General features: G+C 64.6%; 21 protein-coding genes, 1 tRNA gene, 1 pseudogene and 1 riboswitch. Of the genes and pseudogenes, 9 read left to right on the forward strand and 14 right to left on the reverse strand.

Annotated elements, in window-relative coordinates:
- Positions 1-122: 122 nt before the first annotated feature.
- Positions 123-461 carry a P-II family nitrogen regulator gene (locus ACVWZ4_RS11915; RefSeq protein WP_092232482.1) on the reverse strand — a complete coding sequence of 113 codons (339 nt, stop codon included), beginning with the start codon at positions 459-461 and terminating at the stop codon, positions 123-125.
- Between the two features lie 246 nt (positions 462-707).
- Between ACVWZ4_RS11915 and ACVWZ4_RS11920 the strand changes: the two genes are divergently transcribed.
- Positions 708-1,598 (forward strand): DUF4339 domain-containing protein, encoded by an 891-nt coding sequence (locus ACVWZ4_RS11920; RefSeq protein WP_456763444.1) that lies wholly within the window; start codon positions 708-710, stop codon positions 1,596-1,598.
- Positions 1,599-1,643: 45 nt separating this feature from the next.
- Here the strand turns inward: ACVWZ4_RS11920 and tesB are convergent, their stop codons facing one another.
- Entirely contained in the window at positions 1,644-2,507 is an 864-nt protein-coding gene (gene tesB, locus ACVWZ4_RS11925) for an acyl-CoA thioesterase II (protein ID WP_456700418.1), read from the reverse strand.
- 153 nt (positions 2,508-2,660) lie between these two features.
- Here tesB and ACVWZ4_RS11930 point away from each other — a divergent pair, with 153 nt between their 5' ends.
- The gene (locus tag ACVWZ4_RS11930; RefSeq protein WP_456740350.1) at positions 2,661-3,881 is read left to right on the forward strand and encodes a ubiquinone biosynthesis hydroxylase; all 1,221 of its coding nucleotides are present in this window, start codon (positions 2,661-2,663) and stop codon (positions 3,879-3,881) included.
- A 61-nt stretch (positions 3,882-3,942) separates the two neighbouring features.
- Here the strand turns inward: ACVWZ4_RS11930 and ACVWZ4_RS11935 are convergent, their stop codons facing one another.
- Together ACVWZ4_RS11935 and ACVWZ4_RS11940 are read right to left on the reverse strand one after the other, a co-directional pair.
- Positions 3,943-4,140, reverse strand: a complete 198-nt coding sequence (locus tag ACVWZ4_RS11935) for a Trm112 family protein (protein WP_200297414.1) — start codon at positions 4,138-4,140, stop codon at positions 3,943-3,945.
- A gap of 58 nt (positions 4,141-4,198) precedes the next feature.
- Positions 4,199-4,729, reverse strand: a complete 531-nt coding sequence (locus ACVWZ4_RS11940) for a TetR/AcrR family transcriptional regulator (RefSeq protein ID WP_456700416.1) — start codon at positions 4,727-4,729, stop codon at positions 4,199-4,201.
- Between the two features lie 89 nt (positions 4,730-4,818).
- On the opposite strand from ACVWZ4_RS11940, the gene ACVWZ4_RS11945 reads away from it, so the two are divergent.
- From ACVWZ4_RS11945 to ACVWZ4_RS11960, 4 genes are all read left to right on the forward strand, one after another.
- Complete coding sequence (locus tag ACVWZ4_RS11945; RefSeq protein WP_456700415.1) at positions 4,819-5,169, forward strand: hypothetical protein; 351 nt, start codon at positions 4,819-4,821, stop codon at positions 5,167-5,169.
- Positions 5,170-5,363: 194 nt separating this feature from the next.
- Positions 5,364-5,642: a PepSY domain-containing protein gene (locus ACVWZ4_RS11950; protein ID WP_456700414.1), complete on the forward strand. Its 279-nt coding sequence runs from the start codon at positions 5,364-5,366 to the stop codon at positions 5,640-5,642.
- Positions 5,643-5,662: 20 nt separating this feature from the next.
- Complete coding sequence (locus ACVWZ4_RS11955) at positions 5,663-6,244, forward strand: cytochrome b/b6 domain-containing protein (RefSeq protein ID WP_456740351.1); 582 nt, start codon at positions 5,663-5,665, stop codon at positions 6,242-6,244.
- Between the two features lie 211 nt (positions 6,245-6,455).
- Positions 6,456-8,957, forward strand: a complete 2,502-nt coding sequence (locus ACVWZ4_RS11960; RefSeq protein ID WP_456740352.1) for an EAL domain-containing protein — start codon at positions 6,456-6,458, stop codon at positions 8,955-8,957.
- Between the two features lie 111 nt (positions 8,958-9,068).
- Here ACVWZ4_RS11960 and ACVWZ4_RS11965 read toward each other — a convergent pair whose 3' ends face one another.
- Both ACVWZ4_RS11965 and trxA read right to left on the reverse strand, forming a co-directional pair.
- A complete protein-coding gene (locus ACVWZ4_RS11965) occupies positions 9,069-9,746 on the reverse strand; it encodes an LON peptidase substrate-binding domain-containing protein (RefSeq protein WP_456700411.1) in 678 nt (225 codons plus the stop codon).
- Between the two features lie 84 nt (positions 9,747-9,830).
- Positions 9,831-10,751 carry a thioredoxin gene (gene trxA, locus ACVWZ4_RS11970; RefSeq protein WP_456740353.1) on the reverse strand — a complete coding sequence of 307 codons (921 nt, stop codon included), beginning with the start codon at positions 10,749-10,751 and terminating at the stop codon, positions 9,831-9,833.
- A gap of 273 nt (positions 10,752-11,024) precedes the next feature.
- Between trxA and ACVWZ4_RS11975 the strand changes: the two genes are divergently transcribed.
- Both ACVWZ4_RS11975 and ACVWZ4_RS11980 read left to right on the forward strand, forming a co-directional pair.
- Positions 11,025-11,099 (forward strand) — tRNA-Gly (locus tag ACVWZ4_RS11975).
- Positions 11,100-11,392: 293 nt separating this feature from the next.
- Positions 11,393-11,685 (forward strand): annotated as a pseudogene (locus tag ACVWZ4_RS11980) (c-type cytochrome); the annotation flags it as partial.
- Between the two features lies 1 nt (position 11,686).
- Here the strand turns inward: ACVWZ4_RS11980 and panE are convergent.
- From panE to ACVWZ4_RS12000, 4 genes are all read right to left on the reverse strand, one after another.
- Positions 11,687-12,610, reverse strand: coding sequence for a 2-dehydropantoate 2-reductase (gene panE / locus ACVWZ4_RS11985; protein WP_456700409.1), 924 nt, complete (start codon positions 12,608-12,610; stop codon positions 11,687-11,689).
- Positions 12,611-12,708: 98 nt separating this feature from the next.
- Complete coding sequence (locus ACVWZ4_RS11990; RefSeq protein ID WP_456740354.1) at positions 12,709-13,317, reverse strand: DsbA family protein; 609 nt, start codon at positions 13,315-13,317, stop codon at positions 12,709-12,711.
- Between the two features lie 90 nt (positions 13,318-13,407).
- The gene (locus tag ACVWZ4_RS11995) at positions 13,408-14,742 is read right to left on the reverse strand and encodes an MATE family efflux transporter (RefSeq protein WP_456740355.1); all 1,335 of its coding nucleotides are present in this window, start codon (positions 14,740-14,742) and stop codon (positions 13,408-13,410) included.
- An 87-nt stretch (positions 14,743-14,829) separates the two neighbouring features.
- A complete protein-coding gene (locus ACVWZ4_RS12000) occupies positions 14,830-15,426 on the reverse strand; it encodes a DUF2239 family protein (RefSeq protein WP_456736837.1) in 597 nt (198 codons plus the stop codon).
- Positions 15,427-15,573: 147 nt separating this feature from the next.
- Between ACVWZ4_RS12000 and ACVWZ4_RS12005 the strand changes: the two genes are divergently transcribed.
- Positions 15,574-16,239: a glutathione S-transferase family protein gene (locus ACVWZ4_RS12005; RefSeq protein WP_456790108.1), complete on the forward strand. Its 666-nt coding sequence runs from the start codon at positions 15,574-15,576 to the stop codon at positions 16,237-16,239.
- Positions 16,240-16,265: 26 nt separating this feature from the next.
- Here ACVWZ4_RS12005 and ACVWZ4_RS12010 read toward each other — a convergent pair whose 3' ends face one another.
- The 4 genes from ACVWZ4_RS12010 to ACVWZ4_RS12025 all read right to left on the reverse strand — a co-directional run bounded on the left by ACVWZ4_RS12010 (position 16,266) and on the right by ACVWZ4_RS12025 (position 23,357).
- Positions 16,266-17,561 carry an MFS transporter gene (locus ACVWZ4_RS12010; protein ID WP_456700404.1) on the reverse strand — a complete coding sequence of 432 codons (1,296 nt, stop codon included), beginning with the start codon at positions 17,559-17,561 and terminating at the stop codon, positions 16,266-16,268.
- A 95-nt stretch (positions 17,562-17,656) separates the two neighbouring features.
- A complete protein-coding gene (gene ggt / locus ACVWZ4_RS12015; protein WP_456740356.1) occupies positions 17,657-19,408 on the reverse strand; it encodes a gamma-glutamyltransferase in 1,752 nt (583 codons plus the stop codon).
- A 472-nt stretch (positions 19,409-19,880) separates the two neighbouring features.
- Positions 19,881-21,473 carry a bifunctional phosphoribosylaminoimidazolecarboxamide formyltransferase/IMP cyclohydrolase gene (gene purH / locus ACVWZ4_RS12020; RefSeq protein WP_456740357.1) on the reverse strand — a complete coding sequence of 531 codons (1,593 nt, stop codon included), beginning with the start codon at positions 21,471-21,473 and terminating at the stop codon, positions 19,881-19,883.
- Positions 21,474-21,497: 24 nt separating this feature from the next.
- A riboswitch (ZMP/ZTP riboswitch) is annotated at positions 21,498-21,579 on the reverse strand.
- Positions 21,580-21,638: 59 nt separating this feature from the next.
- Positions 21,639-23,357 carry a heparinase II/III family protein gene (locus ACVWZ4_RS12025; protein ID WP_456700401.1) on the reverse strand — a complete coding sequence of 573 codons (1,719 nt, stop codon included), beginning with the start codon at positions 23,355-23,357 and terminating at the stop codon, positions 21,639-21,641.
- Positions 23,358-23,448: the final 91 nt, after the last annotated feature.

Here is a 23,448-nt window from a genome sequence, read left to right on the forward strand (position 1 = left end):
TTTTCCCCCAGCATTCGTGATTGCTCGCTACGGCGTCGTTGCCCGCTGCGAACGAAGAGACCAGAGCGTTTTCGAGCGAAGTGGATACCGGTTCGCGCCAGGAAAACGCGTCAAACAAAAATCTAGAGCGCGTCGCTATCGGTCTCGCCGGTGCGGATGCGCAGCGCATGGTCGATCGGCGTGACGAAGATCTTGCCGTCGCCGATCTGCCCGGTGCGGGCGGAAGCGGTGATCACGCTGACCGCCTTGTCGGCGATGTCCGAGGCGACCGCGATCTCGATCCGCAGCTTCGGCAGGAAGTTCACGACATATTCCGCGCCCCGATAGATCTCGGTGTGACCCTTCTGGCGGCCGTAGCCCTTGACCTCGGTCACGGTCATGCCGTGGACGCCGATCGCCGTCAGGGCCTGGCGGACTTCATCCAGCTTGAAGGGTTTGATGATCGCGACGACGAGTTTCATGGTCAGGCCTATTCCCCGGGATGCGCCCCGCCGTATGTCCCCGGCGCTGCGTCAATCTGGCATCTTTCCGGGCAAATGGCACAAAAAACTTGCACATTGAAGCGGAAAAACGCTTGGCCGAGGGCGGGCATGTGAACGGCCGCCTCTGTACAGGGCATCTGTTCGTCCCTCACAATGCATTTTTGGCAAGGATGCGGTGAACCCGCGCCGGCCGGGCGGTACATAAGTATTTTGGGGGCGCGCGTCATGGCGAGTTGGTTTTATGCATCCGAGGGCAAGCAGCAGGGGCCCTATCTCGAGGGGCAATTCCGCGATCTGATCGCGCAAGGCGTCGTGCGGCCGGACACGCTGGTGTGGTCCGAAGGCATGGCCGGCTGGCAGAAGGCGGCCGAAATTCCCGGACTGATCCCTGGCGGCGGCGCGCCGCCGGTCATTCCCGCCGGGGGCCCGCCGATGATGGGCGGCGGCGCCTATACCGGCGCAGGCAGCGCGGCCGGCGGATCGCTGTCGGTCGATTTCGGCATTCTCGACTTCACCTGGCGCACGCTGGTGATGGTGATCCTCTCGGCCCTCGTCATTCCCGTGCCGTGGGTGTTCGTCTGGTACACGAGATGGATCGTGTCCTGTGTCAGGGTCCCGGGACGGCCGAACCTGTCCTTCACCGGCAATGCGATGACGATGGTGCCCTGGTTCTTCGGCTTCATCGTTCTGGCCGCTGTCGTCGGCTATTCCGGCGTCCAGGTGCTGAACCTTGCGCTCTTTCTCGCCGAGATCGCCCTCTACTGGCTGCTGATCAAGTGGATGATCGCCAACCTCGCCTCCAACGGGCAGCCGCTTGGCCTCAACTTCAATGGCTCGGTCGCGGGCTACATCGGCTGGAACCTGCTGTTCGCGGTTTCCATGATCACCATCATCGGATGGGCCTGGGTCGCCGCCGCCCAGCTACGTTGGATCTACCGCAACATCGAGGGCACGCGCCGCGAGATCATCTTCAAAGGCACCGGGCTCGGAATCCTCTGGCGCGGCATCGTGGCCGCGATCCTGTGCAGTTTCCTGATCCCGATCCCGTGGGTCTATCGCTGGATCATGAACTGGTTCGCCTCGCAGACCGAGCTCGCGCCGCGCCGTTCGATGTAAGCATGATCAGGGCCTCGCAAGCGCGATGAACGCGCGCTCGAGATGTCAGCTCCTCCGCTCGCGCACGGAACCTTCCTGCGCGACGGAGGCGACGAGCGTGCCGTCGGGCTTGAAGATCGAGCCGCGCGTCAGGCCGCGGCCGCCTTGTGCGCTCGGCGAATCCTGCGAATAGAGCAGCCATTCGTCGGCGCGGAACGGGCGGTGAAACCACATCGCGTGGTCAAGGCTCGCCGGCATCATGCGCTTGTCGAACAGCGTGCGGCCATAGCGCGCCATGATCGCATCGAGCAGCGAGAAGTCCGAGGCATAGGCCAGCGCGCACATGTGCAGCGCCGGATCGTCCGGCAGCGTCGCCGCCGTCTTGATCCAGACATGGATGCGGCCGTCCTCGATCTTCTGGCCGAAATAGCGGCCGAGCTCGACCGGGCGCAGCTCGATCGGGCGATCGGATTCGTAATAGCGGCGGATGAACTCCGGCATCTCGCGGAACATCGGCTGCTTCGCCACCTCTTCCGCCGTGAGCTTTTCCGGCGCCGGCACGTCAGGCATCTTGTCCTGGTGGTCGAACGCGCTCTCTTCCTCGGCATGGAACGACACCATGATCGAGAAGATCGCATTGCCATGCTGGATCGCGGTGACCCGGCGCGTCGAATAGCTCTTGCCGTCGCGCAGGCGTTCGACCTGATAGATGATCGGGACCTGCGGATCGCCCGGCAGGATGAAATAGCAATGCAGCGAATGCGGCAGCCGGCCCTCGACGGTGCGGCAGGCCGCCACCATCGCCTGCCCGATCACCTGCCCGCCGAACACCCGCTGCCAGCTCGTCTTCGGGCTGTTGCCGCGGAACAAATTCACCTCGAGCTGCTCGAGGTCGAGGATCGAAATCAGGTCGATGAGGCTTTTGGACATGGTGGTGCTTTCTTGCCGTCATCCGGCGCGAACCATCGCCCCGGACTGGCACATCAGGCCTTCTTTGCGGGCTGTTCCGCCCCTGTTTCACCGCACTGTTTCGCCCACCTCAAGTCTGCTAGCAAGACCTCAGAATTGGCCGGGAAGCTTGGTATGTCGGTACAGAAGAGCATTGTCATTGGCGGCGGCGCATTTGCGGGCCTCGCGCTGGCGCTGGCCCTGCGCCAGGGGCTCGGCCCCGAGATTTCCGTCATCGTCGCCGATCCCGCTCTCGCCGCGCGCCCCAGCCGCGATCCCCGCGCGACCGCGATCGTCGCCGCCTGCCGCCGCCTGTTCGAGGCGCTCGGCGCCTGGGACGACGTCAAGGCTGAGGCGCAGCCGATCCTCGACATGGTCGTCACCGATTCCAGGCTCGAGGACGCCACGCGTCCGGCGTTTTTGAACTTCGCCGGCGATGTCGCGCCCGGCGAGCCCTTCGCGCACATGGTCGAGAACCGCCGCCTGATCGATGCGCTGGTGGTGCGGGCCGAAGCTGAAGGCGTTGATCTTCGCGCCACCACCGTGTCGTCCTACGACGCGCGCGCCGAGGGGATCGACGTGACGCTCGGCGATGGCAGCGTCATCGCGGCGAGCCTGCTCGTCGCCGCTGACGGTGCCAAGTCGAAATTGCGCGAGCGCGCGGGCATTGCGACGCACGGCTGGGAATACGACCAATCCGGCATCGTCGTCACCGTCGGCCACGAGCGCGATCACGACGGCCGCGCCGAAGAGCACTTCTTGCCCGCGGGCCCGTTCGCGATCCTGCCTCTGTCAGGCAAGCGATCGTCGCTGGTGTGGACCGAGCGCCGGGCTGAGGCCGCGCGCATCATCGCGCTTGGCGAGGACGAGTTTCACGCCGAGCTCGAGCAGCGTTTCGGCTTGCATCTCGGCGAGGTGAAAGCGCTCGACAAGCCGCGCGCGTTTCCGCTGTCCTATTTCGTGGCGCGCTCCTTTGTCGCCGAGCGCCTCGCGCTGGTCGGCGATTCCGCCCACGTCATCCACCCCATCGCGGGGCAAGGCCTCAATATGGGGCTGAAGGATGTCGCCGCCTTGGCCGAGGTCGTCGTCGATGCCGCCAGGCTCGGCATGGATATCGGCGGCGCCGACGTGCTCGATCGCTATCAGCGCTGGCGCCGCTTCGACACCATGGCGATGGGCGTCGCCACCAACTCGCTGAACTTCCTGTTCTCGAATCAGTCGACCCTGCTGCGCACCGTGCGGGATATCGGCCTCGGCATCGTCGACCGCACCCCGCCGCTCAAAAACCTCTTCATCCGCCAGGCGGCGGGTTTGACCGGCGAGATCCCGCGGCTGTTGAAGGGCGAGGCGTTGTGAGCGGCGAATGGCGAATGGCGAGTAGATCCATTCGCTACTCGCCATTCCCTATTCGCCGTTCTCAATCGATCTTGCGCGCCTCTTCCGGCAGCATGATCGGGATGCCGTCGCGGATCGGATAGGCGAGCTTGGCGCTCCGCGAAATCAGCTCCTGCTTGGCGGCGTCGAATTCCAGCGGGCCCTTGGTCAGCGGGCAGACCAGGATCTCCAGCAGTTTCGGATCGACGCTATTTTCGGGACGTTCGGTCGGCGCGTTCATTGGGGTCTCCGGCGGTCGGCTGGCTGTAGCATAGAAAATCACGCCCGCCCATTGCGCGCTATGCCGAGACCAGCCGCTCGATTTCGTCGAGCAGGCCCTGCAGCCGCGCGGCCGGCATCGGCGTGCTGGCGAGTGCATAGCCCAAAAACGTCCAGTACAGGATCTGCGCGCGCGCCTGCGCGGGCGCAGGCGCAACCCCCCGCGTCGCCAGCAGCGCCTCGATATAGTCGAGCCGCCGGCGGTCGATGGCGCGAACGGCCGCTTGCGCCGCCGGATCGAACGCGGCCCAGTTGCGCACCGCGCGCTCGAGATCGAGCCGGGCGCCAAAGGTCCTGCGCAGAAGCGCCCTCACAGGCTCGTCGCTGTCGGCCTCGACGCGAGCGATGATCTCCTCGGCCGCGATCTCGCGCCAGCGCTTCAGCACGGCGGCGTGGAACGCGCCGAGATCGGCAAAATGCCAGTAGAAGCTGCCCCGCGAAACGCCCATGCTCTTTGCCAAGGGATCGGCCTTCAATGCAGTGAAGCCGCTCCTGGTGAGCGCCTTGACGCCCTCTTTGATCCAGTCCTCGGCGGAAAGTTGCCCGGTCATATCAGTTTCCGAAATCCGGCCATACAGTACTGTATTGACAGGCGGTGCACCAGCGCTTATCCGACCATACACACATGTATGGGGCCGCGATGCGTGATCTCTTGCTGCAATGCGCCGGTGTGGGGGCCATCATCGTGGCCGTCATCCACGGCATCCTCGGCGAAACCAAGGTCTTTGCCCGCGCCACCATCGAGCCGGAGCGGCTCCGCAGCTTGATCCGCCTGGTCTGGCAGGCCTCGACCGTGGCCTGGATCGGGTGCGGCGCGCTGCTGGTCGCTGCGCCCTGGATGGATTCGGCGCTCGCGCGCCACTGGATCGTCGTCACCATGGTCTGCGTGTTCGGCTTCTCCGCCTGCGCCAACGCATGGGGGACGCGTGGTCGCCACTTCGGCTGGATGGCGCTCGGTGCGGTGGTGGCGATGACCCTTGCCGGTTATTGAATGCAGCCACCAAACCGTGAGGCGTAAGGCCGCAGCACACGGCAAAACACGCCCGGCCCTCGGAGGGCGCTGATGTTTTGGCGACGGCTAGAATGTCTCCAAGACGTCGCCGATCCGAATCGCGATTGACTTCCCCTTCCCATTCGCTTCCTTCGGGCGTGCGTCGCGCATATGCGACAGTGGAGGAGATATCAGTGAAAGTCATTCGCGTTCTCGCCATCGCGCTGACGGTCGGCTCCGGCATCGCGTCGACGGTGATGGCCGACGGCTTCAAGGATTGCACCAAGCTCGACAAGGCGTCGTGGAAGCCGGCGATCGAAGCCGAAGCCCAGGCGAAAGCGTTGGGTTATGACGTGCGCCGCTCCAAGATCGAAGGCTCATGCTACGAGGTCTACGGCGTCAAGGCAGGCAAGCTCTACGAGCTGTTCTACAGCCCGGAAGATCTCAGCCTGAAGCACACGATTGCCAAGTAACGGCCAAGGATAGTCCCGGCTTGATCGACAAAGCGCTGCGAGATGCGCGCGGGGAGCCGAAACCGATCCCCGCGGATCGAACGGTCGCCGTCTGGGACCTGCCGCTGCGTCTCTGGCACTGGGCTCTCGCCGCGTGCGTTCTGGCCGCCTGGTTTACACCCGCCGTCCATGACGGCCTGCATCGCATCGTCGGCTATGCGGCCATCGGGCTTCTCGCCTTCCGCTTGGTCTGGGGCTTCCTTGGCGGCCGCTATTCACGCTTTCGCATGATCGGCGTCCGCCTTCAGGCAGCCCCCTCCTATCTCTGGAATCTCCACCGCGGCATCACGGGCCGTTATATCGGGCTCAATCCCGCCGGTGCGTTGATGCTGTTGGCGCTGCTGTTGTCACTCGCCGTCTCGGCGATCACGGGCGCAATGTCGGTCACCGTCACCTTCTTCGGCGTCTGGTGGGTCGAGGACACCCATGCTTACGCATCGGATGCGGCCATCGTCCTGGTCGTGTTGCATGTTGCAGGCGTGGTGTTGATGAGCGTGCTTCAGCGCGAGAACCTGGTGCGCGCGATGATCACAGGTCGCAAACGCATCCGCAACCATCCCTAGGCCGAGCTGGCAAGTTCGAACCGGCCTCCCTTTGCCCGCGTGGTCTAACGCGGACTCGCGCGCGCTTACCCGCACAATTAACGCCAATGGCGTCATTTGCCGCAGAATGTTTACCTCGCGATAGGCATACAACCGGGCATTGCAAAAAATTAACGCGGAACAAGCGCGCCTGGATCAATCCTCGGTAGTATTGACGAGGGAGTGATATTGCATGTTTCGTGTTTTTTCCTGCCTTGCGACCGAGCACGATTGGCGGCTCGTTGTGCTCGCTGGCCTGGTTTGTTTCGCTGCAAGCATCGTAGCGGTTAGCATCTTTCATCGCGCGATCGCGTCGGGCGCCTGGACGCGGCGGATCTGGATTGCGATCGCCGGTGCCGCCATTGGCTACGGAATCTGGGCGACGCATTTCGTCGCAATGCTCGCCTACGACCCCGGCGTCTCGACCGGCTACGGCCTCGGCCTGACGGCGCTGTCGCTGGCCGCCGCGATGGTGCTGACGTCGGGCGGCTTCGGCGTCGCCGTTAACAATTCCGGCCGCTGGCGCGCAGCTGCCGGTGGCGGCATCATCGGCGCCGGCATCGCAAGCATGCATTATATCGGCATGTGGGCTCTCGAAGTGCCGGGTCATGTGGCCTGGTCGCCGACACTGGTGCTCGTCTCGGTCGGTCTCGGCATGGCCCTGGGCTATGCCGCACTCGCGGTCGCCGTCGGCCGCAAGGACAAGCGGGGGACCCTGGCCGCTGCGCTGCTGCTGACGCTTGCCATCGTGTCGCATCATTTCACGGCCATGGGCGCCGTGCAGATCGTTCCCGATCCGACGCTGGCAAACGATGCATTGTCGCTTTCGCCGAACTTCCTGGCCCTCGCAATCGCCGGTGTGGCCCTGTCGGTGCTCGGGATGAGCTTCGTCGGTGTCCTGGCGGATCGTCGCCTTGCGACCAGAACCGGCAGATTCGAGGCCATCATCAGCGAACTTTCCCGCGCCAGGCAACAGGTGGAAGATTCGCAACGGGAAATCCAGGAGCAGAAACTCAGGCTGGATACGGCCATCAACAACATGGTCGAGGCCTTGTGCATGTTCGATGCGGAGAAGCGGCTTGTCGTCTGCAACGAGCGCTATGCCGAGCTCTACCGCTTGCCGCCCGAGCTGCTGAAAACGGGGACGCCGCACGCCGACATCATCAGGCACCGCGTCATGACCGGCATCCTCAAGAGCGGTGCCAGCGAGGGCGCCGCCGAGCAATTCCTCTCGAAATTGGCCGCGTTGCCGTTCGATGCAGTCTCGAGCAGAATCGACGAGTTCGCTGATGGTCGGTTGATCTGCGTGACGCGACAGCCAATGGCCGGCGGCGGCTGGGTCGCCACGCATCTCGATGTCACCGAGCAACGCCGGTCCGAGGCCAAGATCGTCCATATGGCGCAACACGATGCGTTGACCGGTTTGCCAAATCGAGTGCTGCTCCGGGAGCGGATGGAGCATGCACTTGCCGTGACGCGCAATGGCGGCCTCGAACTTGCGGTGTTGATGCTCGACCTCGACCGGTTCAAGGAGGTCAACGACACGCTGGGACACCCCGCAGGGGACTCCCTGTTGCGTGCCGTCGCCACGCGTTTGCGCGAATGCACCACGGAAACCGCGGTGATTGCCCGACTGGGCGGCGATGAGTTCGCCGTGATCGACTATGTGACCAGCCCCGCCGTTGAGGCCGCCGCGCTCGCCGAGAACATCAGAAAAGCGCTTTGCGAACCCTTCGATCTCGACGATCACCGGTTCATGGTGGGCACCAGCATCGGAATTGCCATCGCGCCGCGCGATGGCGACGATTCCGACGTGCTCATGAAGAGCGCGGATCTCGCACTCTACTCGGCCAAGAGTGGCGGGCGTGGTGCATTCCGCTTCTTCGAGCCCGAGCTCGATGAGCTCATGCATGCGCGGCGGAACCTGGAGCGCGACATGCGTGATGCGCTTGCTGGCGGCGAATTCGAGCTGCACTACCAGCCCTTCGTGAATACCGCGACCGGTGAGATCCGCGGCTTCGAAGCCCTGCTACGCTGGCATCACCCGCGGCGAGGCCTGGTCATGCCCGGCGAATTCATTCCGCTCGCGGAGGAGACCGGCTTGATCGTGCCGCTTGGAGAATGGATCCTGACGACCGCATGTAGCGAAGCCGCCAAATGGCCCGCCCATCTCAGGATCGCGATCAACCTCTCTCCGGCCCAGTTCAAGAGTAAGGAGCTTGTCCCGGTCATTGTCGGCGCACTGGCGAATTCGGGAGTTCCGCCGGACCGACTTGAGCTCGAGGTGACCGAGACGGCAATCATGCATGACAGCGAGGCCGTCTTCGCAGCACTTGGTCAACTGCGCGAGCTCGGCGTGCGAGTAGCCCTGGACGACTTCGGCACCGGCTACTCTTCGCTGAGCTTCTTGCAGAGATTCCCGTTCGACAAGATCAAGGTCGACCGCAGCTTCGTCAATGAACTGTCCAGCGCAAGCGCAGACGCGCATCATCTCGCGCGGGCGGTCGTTCGCTTCGCGGTCAGCCTGGGCAAGACGACGACCGCCGAAGGCGCCGAAACGAAGGAGCAGCTCGATATCCTCCGTGAAGAGGGCTGTGTCGAAACGCAAGGCTATTATTTCGGCCGGCCGATGCCTGCATCCGGCATTGCGAAGATGCTGAGGCGAGGTGAGAAGGCAGCCATCCGCGCGGCGTGAACCACAGCATGATCCGGAAAGGTGTGAAGCGGTTTTCCGAAAAGATCATGCTCAAACAAAAGCCAAACCGCGATCACGATTCAACCCAATCTCATCGCGCTTCAGCACCGGTCATTGCAACGGCGGATCGCCGCTGGTGCGCTTCTTGGCGAGGTCCATCTCGGTGACCGCGATCAGGATCTCGGCGCGTGTCTTCAGATCGGGCGCTTCAAGCATGGCCTGCTTCTCGGCCGGGCCGTAGGGCGACATCATCGCCAGCGCGTTGACGAGCGCCTCATTGGGCGCGCTTTCGACACCCTCCCAGTCGACCTTGAGATTATTGGCCTTGAGAAAATCCGCCAGCGCCACCAGCAGCGCCTCGCGGTTGACCTCGTCCTCGCCCATGCGCGCGGTGAAATCGTCGGTGAAGGCGAAAAAATCGACCTTGCACTGCCGGTAGGGGGTCAGCACCTCGAGCTCCTCGACCACCTTGAAGCGCGCGATGCCGGTGAGCTCGAGGATGTAACGGCCGTCACCGGATTCGGCGAGCTGGGTGATGCGGCCGACGCAACCGACGCGGAACAACTTCGGCCTGTCAGAATTTTTGGGCGAGTGCGCGACGTCAGGCTGGATCATGCCGATCAGCCGATGGCCGTCGCGGAAGGAATCGTCGACCATCGCGAGATAGCGCGGCTCGAAGATGTTGAGCGGCATCTGGCCGCGGGGAAGCAGCAGCGCCCCCGGCAGCGGAAAAACCGGAATTATTTCCGGCAGGTCGGCGGGGCCGCGATATTCGATATTGATCGGCATCTGGTCCCCGCTAGAGCATGATCCGGAAAAGTGCGCAGCGGTGTTCCGATAAGATCATGCGCAAACAATAACCGCACGCTGTCCCTATGAAAACAGGATCGTCGACAAGCGCTTGCGTCCCTCGACGGTTGCTTCATCCGTGCCGCCCCAGGCCTCGAAGAACTGCACCAGCTGCTTGCGGGCGCCGTCGTCGTTCCATTTGCGGTCGCGCTTGACGATCGCGAGCAGCTGCTCGGTGGCCGCAGTGCGATCGCCCTGCGCGTTCAGCGCGGTGGCAAGATCGAAGCGGGCCTGATGATCGAGCGGGTTTGCGGCGACTTTCTGTTCCAGCTCGGCGACAGGCCCGAGCTGTTCCGCTTGTTCGGCAAGATCGATCGCGGTCTGCACCGCCTTCACGGCCGGGTCGTTGCGCCTGGATTCCGGCACCATGGCGAGCGTCTGCTTGGCTTGCTCCATCGCACCCGAGACGGCGTAGCATTTTGCCAGCCCGGCCAATGCCGCGATGTTGGTCGCCTCGTGCTGCAGCACTTCGGCATAGATCTGCGCGGCCGCGGCGGCATCGCCCTCGGCGAGCACGGCCTCGGCCTCCTGCAGGATCTCGGCAAGGTTGGGCTCGCCTGGCGCCGTCACACCCTTGGTCAGCTTCTCGATGAAGGCGTTGAGCTGGCTCTCCGGCACAGCGCCCATGAAGCCGTCGGCGGGCTGGCCGTTGACGAAGGCGATCACGGCCGGGATCGACTGGATGCCCATCTGGCCGGGGATCGCCGGATGCTGGTCGATGTTCATCTTGACCAGCTTGACCTTGCCCCTGGCCGCCTTGACTGCCTTTTCCAGGATGGGGGTGAGCTGCTTGCAGGGACCGCACCACTCCGCCCAGAAGTCGATCAGCACCGGCTGGCGCTTCGATTCCTCGATGACGTCCTTCACGAAGGTCTGGGTGGTGGTGTCCTTGATCAGATCGGCCGCAGCCGGACCCGCTCCGTTAGCCTGGTCGATGATCGTCACGGGATCCCCTCGTCTCATGTCTGGAATGGCGGGTCTTTAGCACGTCGCCATCGCATATGCTTCGTTTCAGGCCCTAAAATTGGGCCGGGGCGGCCGAATTTCAATCCATAGGCGCCGATTCGGCAGTTCCCGACCATTTTCGGTCGATTTGGCCGGGATGGGGCTCATATAGGGGCTCGAAAGCGAGATGATGCTGCCGGTAGCTGTTGCATTCGCCTCCCGCTTTTGGCATACGACAGCCGTTGCCGGCGCGTCACGCGACCGACACAGGATGCGGGTGTAGCTCAGTGGTAGAGCACGACCTTGCCAAGGTCGGGGTCGAGGGTTCGAGCCCCTTCGCCCGCTCCAATTTTTCCCGGTGCATCCAGCCAAATCAGGTCAGGCCGTGGTTATCCACGCCGGTGGCGGCTGGCTTGGGTTTCGCGTGACGATCCTGGTCACCGCAGCGCCGTCCACCTCGGGCAGGCGATCCTCCGGACGCGCTTTGGCCCCGACATCGTCTCGGCGACCAGGCGTGCCCGCTCTCAGGGCAGACCTTCCCGGCCCCTGTCCTACTGTGCATGGGGTTGTTTTCGCGAGCAGCGCGAGCCCGCGCTCCGGACGGCCCGGAAGGACAAGGGGGATGGATCGGAGTCCTCATCATGCGCCGGCAGTTCATCTCGCACGCGATCAGCGCGGCTGCGCTCCTCACGCTTAGCGCGCCCTCTGCAAGCGCGGCGGATAATGCCGCAGTCGACGGCCGCCGTTTGCTCCGGCTGCCACGGCGAGAACGGGATATCGCAGACCGAGAACATCCCCTCGCTTGCGGTCCAGCCAGCCTGATCAATTCCTGCAAGGGCAGCTCGTGTTCTTCCGCGCCGGCTCGCGCAAGAACGAGCAGATGCAGCCCCGCAGTCGCTCGCTATCTCGCATGTTTCAAATAGCGCTGGGCGCGGTTAGCCCGCGCGCTGCTTCTCATACGCCTTCAGATGCGTGTACGCGATGCGCAGCTTCGGCACCGGCACCTTGGCGGCATCAGCGCGCGCGATGAGGTCGCCGATCACGTGATCGGCCTCGACGGGGAGGCCCGCCTTGATGTCCCGGAACATCGAGGCCGTCATCGGAGAGCCCTCGGTGGTGAGGTTGCCCTTCACGCGCTCGAAGAACGGGCCGCCAGGCGTGTAGCCGGACGCGGTGGCGATTGCGCTGGTCTCGTCGAGAATGCCGAGCAGGAAGTCCCTGCCTCCGGGTGCCGCAAGGATGTTGCCGACAGAGGTCCGCATCAGGCTGGTGGAGGCTGCGAGGGAGGAGAGGAACACCCACTTTTCCCACATGTCCTGCATGATGTTCTCGCTGACGGTGGCCCCGACAATGCCGCTCTTGAAGGCCTCGTCGATCGCCTTGATGCGATCCGACGACTTGCCGTCGCGTTCGCCGTAACTGATCGCCTGCATCGGCTGCAGCTGCACCACTTCCCGCTTCTCGTTCAACGTCGCCGCGATGGCGCAGAGACCGCCGAGCACGCGCTCCTTGCCGAACTTCTGGTCGAGCGTGTCGAGATGCTTCATGCCGTTGAGCATCGGGATGATCGCAGTGTTTGGGCCAACCGCAGCGGCAAACGAGTTGATGGCGTCGTCGAGGTCGAACGCCTTGCAGCTGAGCAGCACGACGTCGAATGTGTCCTTGATCGCGTCGGTCTGCACGGTCGGCGGATTCTTCAGCGTCGCGTCGCCGTTCGGGCTCTTGATGGCCAGGCCGTCGCGCGCGAGTTCGCCGGCGCGCCTGGGACGGACGAGGAAGGTCACGTCGCGGCCAGCCTGCAACAGCCTGCCACCAAAATAGCCGCCGATGGCGCCGGCGCCGACCACGAGGATACGCATGGGAGACCTCCGCTTTTAGGATTGGCGATTGGCGGTAGGGAGTAGCGAATAGCAGGGGCGATTTCCACTTGCTATCCGCCGGCCGCCTTGCGCGCGCTTCACTTTCCCGACACCATCTCCTCGACCTCGCGCAGCTGCTCCTTGCCGAAGAACATTTCGGTTCCGACGAAGAAGGTCGGCGAGCCGAAGGCGCCGCGCGCGACCGCCTCCTCGGTGTTCTTGATCAGCTTGCCCTTCACGTCCGGCTCCTGGGCGCGGGCGAACAGCTTTTGAGCGTCGAGACCGGAGGACGCCAGCGCCTTCGCGGCCACTTCAGGGTCGTCCATCTTCTTCGGCTCGCGCCACATGTGGTGAAAGGCGGCGTCGACATACGTCCCGAACACACCCTCGAGCTGCGCCGCGATTGCGGTGCGCATCAGGTTCAACGTGTTGACGGGAAAGTTGGGGTTGAAGACGTAAGGCTGAACCTTGAAGCGCTTGACGAAGCGCTCGGTCTCGACCTCCTGGAACTCGCGCTTGTTCTTGATGCCGGCGAGCGTCTCGGCCGGCGATCTGTTGTTGGTCGCCTTGAAAATGCCGCCGAGCAGGATCGGCACATATTCGAATTTGACACCGATGCGCCGTTCGATCGCGGGGATGGCGAGATGGCTGAGATAGGCGTTGGGGCTGCCGAAATCGAACAGGAATTGCGGGGCGGTGCGGGTCAAATGCGTTCTCCCTGACGTCGCTTTTCACCCATTGTGGCGCAGGGCGCGCCACAGGTCCACCGTTTAATGATGGTCATAATATCTTGGTGATCAGACCAGACGCCGGATGGCCCGCTTGCGCCACACCAGGAGGTAATAGCCCATCTGCAGAACGAACATGGCGCAGAATACGATCGGATAAGCGGCCCATACGCCCGCAAGCCCGATGGTGCGACTGAGGATCACCGCACTGGGCAGCTCGATCGCAACGATGGCTGATATGGACAGCAGCATCGGCGTCAGCGCGACGCCTGCGGCACGCATCGCGCCTGAGAATGTCGTCGCAAGGCCGAACGGCACCGAGCTCCAGAGGGCGACGAAGAGCAGTCCTTTCGCCAGATCGAGCACGGCGCCGTCAGTGATGAAGATGCCGAGCACGGCGCGGGGCGCGAGATAGATCAACGTTACCAGCCCGCCCGTCAGTACGAGGTTGAACGCGAGGCCGGTTCGCACGATGCCATCGAGCCGCGTCCGGTCGCCGCCGCCGACGGCCTGCGCGCCGAGAATCGAGACCGCGATCGAGATCGACATCGCCGTGAACTGCGTGTAGCCCATCACCTGGTTGACGGCGCCGTACGCAGCCGTGGCGTCGGATCCGAAGCCGTTGACGAGGCCGAGCAGCACCAGCTCGGCGATCGCCATCACGACCATGCCGACGGCGCTCGGCAAGCCGATGCCCAGGATTTGTCCGATCACCGCGCGATTGATCCGCACATGGCGCAGCAGTGCTGCGTCCGGTGCGAGCACGTGCTTCTTCCGCAGCAGATAGACGGCGAGCGCGATCAGCGTCACTGCGTTGGAGATCGCGGCCGCCCAGGCCGGGCTGGTGATGCCGACCGCGCCGTGGATCAGCATCGGTGTCAGGATCAGACCGATCGCAGTCGACAACGCCAATGCCAACAGCGGCGTCACTGCGTCGCCGACACCGCGGATCATCGCGGTCATCAGCAGGAAAGTGAAGCCAAACGGCATCGTCAGCAGCATGATGCGGGCATAGCGGCTAGCCTGCTCGAGAATGTCGGCCGGCGTCGCGAGTGCGATCATCAATTGCCGGCTGAACAGGGCACCGACCAGTCCCCCTGACATCGAGAGCAGCAGGCCGACCGCGAGCGTCGTGCCAGCGACGATCTTGATCCTGTCGAGCTTGCCCGCACCAAAGGCCTGGCCGATCAGCACGGTTGCGCCGGTGCTCAGGCCCATGACGAAAGCGAACAGGAAGAAGAATACCGGGAAGAAGATCGAGACCGCAGCGAGTGCATCGACGCCGATCATATGACCGACATAGACATTGCTGACCGTGCCGAACAACGATTGCAGCGCGTTGCTCAGCATCAACGGCGCGAGGAAGCGCAGGAAGGTCTGCCAGAGCGGCTTTGGAACGGACATGGTTCTGCCTTTCACGAGGGCATGCGAAGCCGCTGCCGAGCAATGCGCGGCTTGGCCGTCGATAGGGTTGTGAGACGTGCTGCGCGGCTAGGCGCGGTCGCCGTAGGCGAGCTTGACGATGTGGTCGCGGATATCGGCCGGCCAGTCGGCGATCAGTCCGGTGAAGCGGCGCCGGTCATCCGCGAACAGCGCGCGCGAGGCTTCCTCGAATTGCGCCAGATTGCCTGCCATGGTCGACATGAAGTGATAGGCCGCATCGCGCGCCTGCCGTGCGCGATCCTTGTCGCCGCTGGCGCGCCTGGCCTCGTCGACGAGCTTTCGCAGCGCGACCGAAGCGCCGCCGGGCTGCACGCCGAGCCACTCCCAATGCCGCGGCAGCAGCGTCACCTCACGCGCGACCACGCCGAGCTTTGGCCGGCCGCGTCCGCGCGGCTCGGCCGGCGGCGCGGCCTCCTCGACCGGCGGCGGGATCAGCTTCGCCAAACGCGCCAGCACCTCGCGATCGCCGCCGCGCAGATCGAAGTCGATCGATCGGCCCGTGGCGTCCTCGAAGATGATGATCGCCTCGTCCGTCCGCGGTGCCACCCGCTTGACGACCAGAGCGACCTCTCCCGCCGGCCCGGACACCAGGCGGCGCTGCCCTTGAAACGCGGTGAAAGTTGCTTGCATTGAAATCATTGCCATATTGACGATGGTGGCGCCTTTAATACCCGGGTAAATAATCGCCGTCAATATACCCGGATGAAAATATCCTCCGAACGGCTCGACATTGTGGTTCCGGGCTGGCAGGTACGCGGCCGGCCCAACAAACCAAGCCCGGGGATTCTCGCGATGCTGACCCTCCATCACCTCAACAATTCGCGCTCGCAGCGCGTGCTGTGGCTGCTCGAGGAGCTGGGCGTGCCCTATGAGATCGTGCGCTATCAGCGCCAGCCGGACATGCGCGCGCCGAAGGAGCTGCGTGCGATTCATCCGCTCGGCAAATCGCCCGTCATCACCGACAACGGCAACACCCTCGCCGAGTCAGGCGCGATCATCGAATATCTCGTCGCGACCTATGGCAATGGCCGCCTGATCCCGCCGCCTGATACGCCGGAGCGGCTGCGCTTCACCTATTGGCTGCATTACGCCGAGGGGTCCGCGATGTCGCCGCTGCTGTTGAAGCTGCTGTTCACGCTGATGCCGAAACGCGCGCCGGCGCTGCTTCGCCCGCTGGTGCGCAAGGTTTCGAACCAGGCGCTCACGGCGCTGGTCAATCCGCAGCTCAAGCAGCACATGGACTATTGGGAGGGCGAACTCGGCAAAAGCGAGTGGTTCGCCGGCAGCGAATTCACGGCCGCCGACATCCAGATGAGCTTTCCGCTCGAAGCGGCCCAAGCCCGCGGCGGACTCGAGCAGGGCCATCCCAAGGCGATGGCGTTTCTGGAACGCATCCACGCGCGGCCGGCTTATGCGCGCGCGCTGGAAAAGGGCGGACCGTACCAGGTCGGACGGTAAGTTTCTCCAGCGCCCGCGATGATCTGTCAGTCCGCGTGCAGCACCCGCCCGCGCGTCTCGGGCAGCGCGAACGCCGCGATGAAGAACAGCGCGTAAGCCACCACCGCGAAGATCGCGATCGCATTGGCCAGCGAGGTCGATGCCGAGAGCGCACCGACGAGGAAGGGAAACAGCGCACCGATGCCACGGCCGAAATTATAGCAAAAGCCCTGGCCGGAGCCGCGCAGACGCGTCGGATAGAGCTCGGTCAGGAACGCGCCGATCCCTGAGAAATAACCCGAGGCGAAGAAACCAAGCGGAAAGCCGAGCACCCACAGGATCTCGTTGTTCAGCGGCAGTTGCGTGTAGAGCAGCACGACGGCCATCGCTCCGATCGAGAAAATCAAGAACAGGTTACGCCGTCCGATGCGGTCAGCGAGCCAGGCGCCGACGAGATAGCCGATGAAGGAACCGATGATCAGCGTCGAGAGATAGCCGGTCGATCCCACGATGGACAGATGCCGCTCCTTGGTCAGGAACTGCGGCACCCAGAACGTGATGGCGTAGTAGCCGCCCTGGCAGCCCGTCGCAGCGAGTGAGGCGAGAATCGTGGTCTTCAGGATCGGGCCCGAAAAAATCTCCCAGAGCGCGGGGCGATCTCCGCTCGCGGCCTGCCTGGCACGGGCTTCAGCGGCGATCTCGGGCTCGGTGACGGAGCGGCGGATGTAGAACACCAGCAGCGCCGGCAGGGCGCCGATCACGAACATCCAGCGCCACGCCGTCTCTGCCGGCATCAACGAGAACAAGATCGCTTGCGCCAGCACGGCAAGGCCCCAGCCGACCGCCCAGCCCGATTGCACCGAGCCGACGGCGCGGCCGCGATATTGCGGCCGGATCGCCTCGCCCATCAGCACGGCGCCTGCGGCCCATTCGCCGCCGAAGCCGAGGCCGAGCACGGCGCGGGCTATCAGCAGCTGCTCGAAATTCTGTACGACGGCGCAGACCAGCGAGAAAACCGAGAACCAGATGATGGTGATCTGAAGCGTCCTGACCCGGCCGATATGGTCCGAGACATAGCCGCCGAGCCAGCCGCCGATGGCGGAGGCCAGCAGTGTCACCGTGCCGGCAAGGCCGGCGGAGCCCGCATCGACCTTCCACAGCGCGATGATGGTGCCGATCACCAGCGGGTAGATCATGAAGTCCATGCCGTCGAGCGCCCAGCCTGCCGCGCAAGCCCAGAAGGTTCGGCGCTCGGCGACGTTCATGTCGCGATAAAAGGCGAGAAGGCTGCTGTCCTCGATCTCGGCGCGCTCGATGCGCCCGCTCGGATCGGCTGTTGTCATGTGCGTTTCCCCGGCAAATTCTTTTGGCCGAGCGGTGGTAGCACGCGCGGCGGCCGGCGCAAGCCGGCCCGCGCTCTTGCCCTGCAGCGTCAGGGCTACTGTCCCGCAGCTTCCGCACCGCGCGTGCGCGGATCGGGCGCGCCGAGCGGCCCGTTCGGGGTCACGAGAATCGAATTGGCCGACGTCTGTCCCATCGGCTCGACGACGAGATGGTCCATCGCCTTCAGCTCGAACAGCACGTCGTCGGGAAAGCCGCGTTCGACGCGAACTTCATCCGGCAGCCATTGATGATGCAGCCGCGGCGCAGCCACCGCCGCCGCGACGTCCAGCCTGTAGTCGAGCACGTTCACGATCACCTGGAGCACGGTCGAGATGATGCGACTGCCACCAGGCGAGCCCGTCACCAGCACCGGCTTGCGGTCCTTCAGCACAATGGTCGGCGACATCGATGACAGCGGCCGCTTGCCCGGCCCGGGCAGATTGGCCTCGTAGCCGACAAGACCATAGGCATTGGAGGCGCCGACGGCGGCGGTGAAATCGTCGAGTTCATTGTTGAGCAGCACGCCGGTGCCGTCGGCGACGAGACCGACGCCGTAGCTGAAGTTCAGTGTGTAGGTGTTGCTGACGGCGTTGCCGCTATTGTCGACGACCGAGTAGTGCGTCGTATTGCTGCCTTCGTGCGGCGATGTGGCGGTCGAAACGAGATCCTTCGATGGCGTGGCGCGTTCGGCAGAAATGCCGGCGCGCAGCTTGGCGGCGTAATCCTTCGCCGTGAGCCTATCGATCGGCGCGTTGACGAAGGCGGGATCGCCAAGATAGCGCGCACGGTCGGCGTAGGCGCGCTTCATGGCCTCGATCAGCAGATGAAGCGAGGCCGGCGATCCCTGCTTCAGGTCCGCGAGCTGAAAGCCTTCGAGGATGTTGAGGGTCTCCAGCAGCACCACGCCGCCTGAGGACGGCAGCGGCATCGAGACGATGTCGTAGCCGCGATAGGTGCCGCGCACCGGCGTGCGGATCACCGCCTGATAGGCCTTCAGATCAGCTGGCGTCATGATGCCGCCGGCATCGGAGACGGCCTTGGCGATCTTTTCCGCCACCGGTCCCTCGTAGAAGCCGCGCGGTCCTTGCGCCGCGACGCTCGCCAGCGTGTCGGCGAGATCGCTCTGCACCAGCCTGTCACCTTCGCCAAATGGCCTGCCATCGGACCTTGCGAAGATCTTGGCTGAGGACGGCCAGCGCGCGAGTCGCGGATACCAGCCAGGCAGCGTATCGGCGATGTCGTCGGTGATGATGAATCCATCACGGGCCAGTGCGATCGCAGGCTCCAGCAACTGCGCCAGCGTGAACCGACCCGAGCCGTATCTATCGAGTGCCAGAGCCAGGCCCGCGACCGTGCCGGGCACGCCGACGCCAAGCCCGCAATCGCGCGATTTTGCGGGATCAGGCTTGCCGTCGGCTCCGAGGAAGACTTGCGCGGTGGTCGCCGCAGGCGCGGTCTCGCGATAGTCGATCGCGACGTCTTCGTTGCGTTCGGCGGAATGGATCACCATGAAGCCGCCGCCGCCGATATTGCCGGCGCGCGGATAAGTCACCGCCATTGCGAAGCCGGTCGCGACGGCAGCATCGACGGCGTTGCCGCCACGTCGCAAGACGTCGGCGCCGACATGCGCCGCGATCCTCTCCTGTGCCACCACCATGCCGTGCTCGGCCGGAATGGCGTGCACGCTGTCGAGCGCGGGCGGCACATAGGGGAGCCGCGCATCTTGTGCTACCGCCGACGCCAGACCAAACGTCAGAGTAGCGATGAGCGCGAAAAAAGCGCGCCGTGTCGAAAATGACGCCATCATCGGATTTCCGCTGAGCCTTCAGGCGAATTCAAGCGCGCCGCGATAATGCTATACGGTTTGCGCTAAGAGAGGCAAAACTGTTTGTGATGAGGACAGGGTGATGACGATCGCCCCGGATGCGCCAGTGGCCCTCGCCTCGCGGAGCTATCCGCCGCGCGCAGCGTCGTCAGCTGGATCTTCCCCGATTGGGCCGCCCAGCCCTACTTTCACGTTTCGCTGCATTCGGTGCGGTTCCGGTGGCGGCTCCTGCGCGCTGTGGATCGGCAAGCCCGGCGATGTCTCCATCATCCCGCCGCGGCTGATCGATGCGGGTGAAGGAGTAGCTGCGCTCTCCGGTTTCACCACCGTCATTGCGAGGAGCCCGCGACAAAATCGCGAAGCAATCTTGCGCCGGTGCGACCAAGCAATCCAGAGCTCCTCGCGGAAAGATTCCGGATTGCTTCGCTGCGCTCGCAATGACGAGTCGCCAGCCTCAGTGCCTGAAGTGCCTTGTCCCCGTGAACACCATGGCGATGCCGTGCTCGTCGGCGGCCTTGATGACCTCGTCATCGCGCATCGAGCCGCCGGGCTGCACCACGGCAGTAGCGCCGGCTTCGATGCAGGCGAGCATGCCGTCGGCGAACGGGAAGAACGCATCCGACGCCACGACCGAACCCTTGGTGAGCGGCTCGACGAGCTTCAGCGCGTTGGCGGCGTCTTGTGCCTTGCGCGCTGCGATGCGGGCCGAATCCACCCGGCTCATCTGGCCCGCGCCGATGCCGACGGTGGCGAGATCCTTGGCGTAAATGATCGTGTTCGACTTGACGTGTTTTGCCACCCGGAACGCGAACTTGAGATCGCGCATCTCGGCATCGCTGGGCGCACGCCTGGTCACGACCTTGAAAGTCATGTCGTCGACCACGGCGTTGTCGCGGCTCTGCACCAGAAGACCGCCGGCCACGGTCTTGGCGGTGAGGCCGGGCGCGCGCGGGTCGGGCAGGCTGCCGGCAAGCAGCAGACGTAGATTCTTGCGCGCGCCGATGACGGCGATGGCTTCCTCGCTGGCATCGGGCGCGATGATCACCTCGGTGAAGATCTTGGTGATCTCGCGCGCGGTGTCGGCGTCGAGCGCGCGGTTCATCGCGATGATGCCGCCGAAGGCCGAGGTCGAGTCGCAAGCCAGGGCCTTGCGATAGGCCTCGACGAGGTTCGCGCCTTCAGCAACGCCGCAGGGATTGGCGTGCTTGACGATGACGCAGGCAGCGGTGCGCCGGGCGTCGAACTCGCCGATGCACTCATAGGCCGCATCGGTGTCGTTGATGTTGTTGTAGGAGAGCTCCTTGCCCTGGAGCTGCCGTGCAGTCGAGACGCCCGGGCGCTTGTCCGGTGTTGCATAGAACGCTGCCGTCTGGTGCGGGTTCTCGCCGTAGCGCAGCGACTGGATCAGTTTGCCGCCGAAGGCACGGAAGTCGGGCGCCTCGATCTCGAGCTGGCGGCTGAACCAGTTCGATATGGCAGCATCATAGGCCGCGGTGCGGGCATAGGCCTTTGCGGCAAGCCGCCGGCGCAGCTTCAGCGTGGTCGCGCCGTTGTTGGCGGCGAGCTCGTCGAGCACGGCCTTGTAGTCGTCGGCCTCGACCACCACGGCGACGTCGTCGTGGTTCTTCGCGGCGGCGCGGATCATCGCGGGACCGCCGATGTCGATGTTCTCGATGCAATCCTCGAATCCCGCGCCTTTGTCGACGGTCGCTTCGAACGGATAGAGATTGACGACGAGCAGGTCGATCGGCGCGATACCGTGCGCCTTCATCGCTTCCGCGTGCTCCTTGTTGTCGCGGATCGCGAGCAGGCCGCCATGCACCTTCGGATGCAGCGTCTTGACGCGGCCGTCCATCATCTCGGGGAAGCCGGTGAGGTCGGAGACGTCCTTCACCTTCAGGCCGGCGGCGGCGATCGCCTTGGCGGTTCCGCCGGTCGAGACCAGCTCGACATCATGCGCGGCAAGCGCCTTGGCGAAGTCGATCAGGCCTGATTTGTCGGAGACGGAGAGAAGGGCGCGGGTGACGCGGCGGGGATGGTCAGTCATGAGCAAGATCCTCTGTTCAGGGAGTGTCTATGCCCAGGCGCGCGGCGGGTATGTATCGCGCTTCCCGATGGTGCTCCATCCAAGGTCGCCAGTCGCGCGAACGAGCGGTCGATAGCAGTTTTCGAGGCCCTTCACAACGATCGGATAGCGCCGAATCCCGGCTCTTTACAGCGGAAGTTCCGGCTCCCGGCGGGCGTTGCGGCGGGCATTGGTGACCGCCGGCGATGCGGTCGAGCGCACAAAGCTCCAGCGAACCGAGGCCGCCTGGCGGGCATCCTGGCGGATCACGATCTGGGCGGTCCGGCGCGGGCCGTCATTGCCGGCCAGGAACACGCTGTCCTCCAGGTCGACCTTCTCGTCCAAGGCTTCAAAGGTCCAGACGTCGCGGTTCGGCAGCACCAGCATGACGCCGCGGGCATCCGACAGGCGGCTCGCCTTCACCGCGGGATGCAGGTGGAAACGCAGCGCGAAGTCGGCGCCGGCGCCTTTCAGCCGCGCGCCCTGCGGCGGCGACAGCGTATCCTCGCCGTCAATCCGCGCGCCGTCATTGGCCATCATCAGCACGCGGCGATGGATCACGCCGAACTTGGCGAGATAGCCGTCATGGGAGGTCGTGAGCAGTGTGCCGTCCTGGGTGATCTCGCGATAGCTCTCGACGTCGTGGGGGCCGCTGGTGACCGGTGCACCGTGCAGCAGCCGCTTCATCGCTGACATCTCGACGAACTGGCAGGACGAGGTGTCGTGATAGGTCAGCGTCGAATGCGCCGCGGTGCCGCGCGCGAACGGCCGCCAATTGTCGCGGCCCGTGGCCGGCATGCCGCAATTGGTGACGATGCGGCTGATGCCGGAAGACAATTCGAACGACAGGCAACCGGCATGCGCGTCGTGGCTGACGCCGGGCGGCGGCGGCGGGCCGGTGTCGATGATCACAGTGGTCGGCCCGGCATCGAGGCGCTGGAAGCCGGTGTGCGGCATGTTCGCCATTGGTGCGCCATGGGCGTCGTCATAGGCGAGGAGCGTGGCCAGCAGATCCGATGGCGTCGCGCTCATGCCGTTGAACAGCGCGAAATTGCCGTCGCCGTGCCGGAAAAAACGCAGCATCGGCATCATGCGGTCGATCGCATTGAGCAGCGCCGGCGGCGGCGCGATGTTGCGCGCGGCAAAGGTCTGCCGCAGCGGCAGCAGGTCGATCAGCAGCTCGATCAGCGCGCCGGGATTTCTGGAGATATGCCCGCCGTCGGGGAGGATCTGCCGCTGCAACTCGTCCGACAGCTTTTTCGACGCGCTGCGGATGTGACGGGCCTGGTTGGCGAGGCACAGCGTTGTGTAGCAGAGCGCGATCTGCACCTGCAGTCTCGGCACCCCGTCGGGGATGTTGACCATGGCGAAGCGCAGCAAGCGGATCTCACGTGCGAGCGCGCGCAAGTAACGGCGATAGAATTTGTTGTCGGTATCGCTGAGCACCAGGGGCGCTTGCGACAGCAGCGAGATCACGCGCCGCGCCAGCACGTCGGCGCGGCGGGCGACCGGACGGCGCTTGTTGGCGGGGTTGCTGATCCAGTCCTCGACGAGCGCGCGCGCATTGGCCCGGGTCAGTGCGGTGTCGGCGGCGCGCAAGTGTCGCAGCCAGCCGAAGCCGAGCAGCGCGACCTCCCAATCCTCCGAGGGCGGATCGAGATCGAAGATGGAGCGTCCGTGGCAGTTGACGATCTTGCCGGCGAAGACGAAGCGCCCTGCATAGATCTCGGCGGCGCGCGTCGCATCCGCGGTGCGCAGATCATGCGGCGCGATGATCAACCGGTCGGTGCGACCGGGCCAGACCCGCGACAGCGCAACGGAACCGCCGCTCGCGCGCGCGAGCATGTTCCGCGCAAAGCGGTTCATGACCAGCGTCGAGATACGTCTGCGTTGAGCGACCGACACGCCTTACCTTGAAGGGGGAGAGGATTCCGACGAATCCTTATTAATCCCAGAA

It is taken from the genome of Bradyrhizobium sp. USDA 4472 (assembly GCF_054058595.1).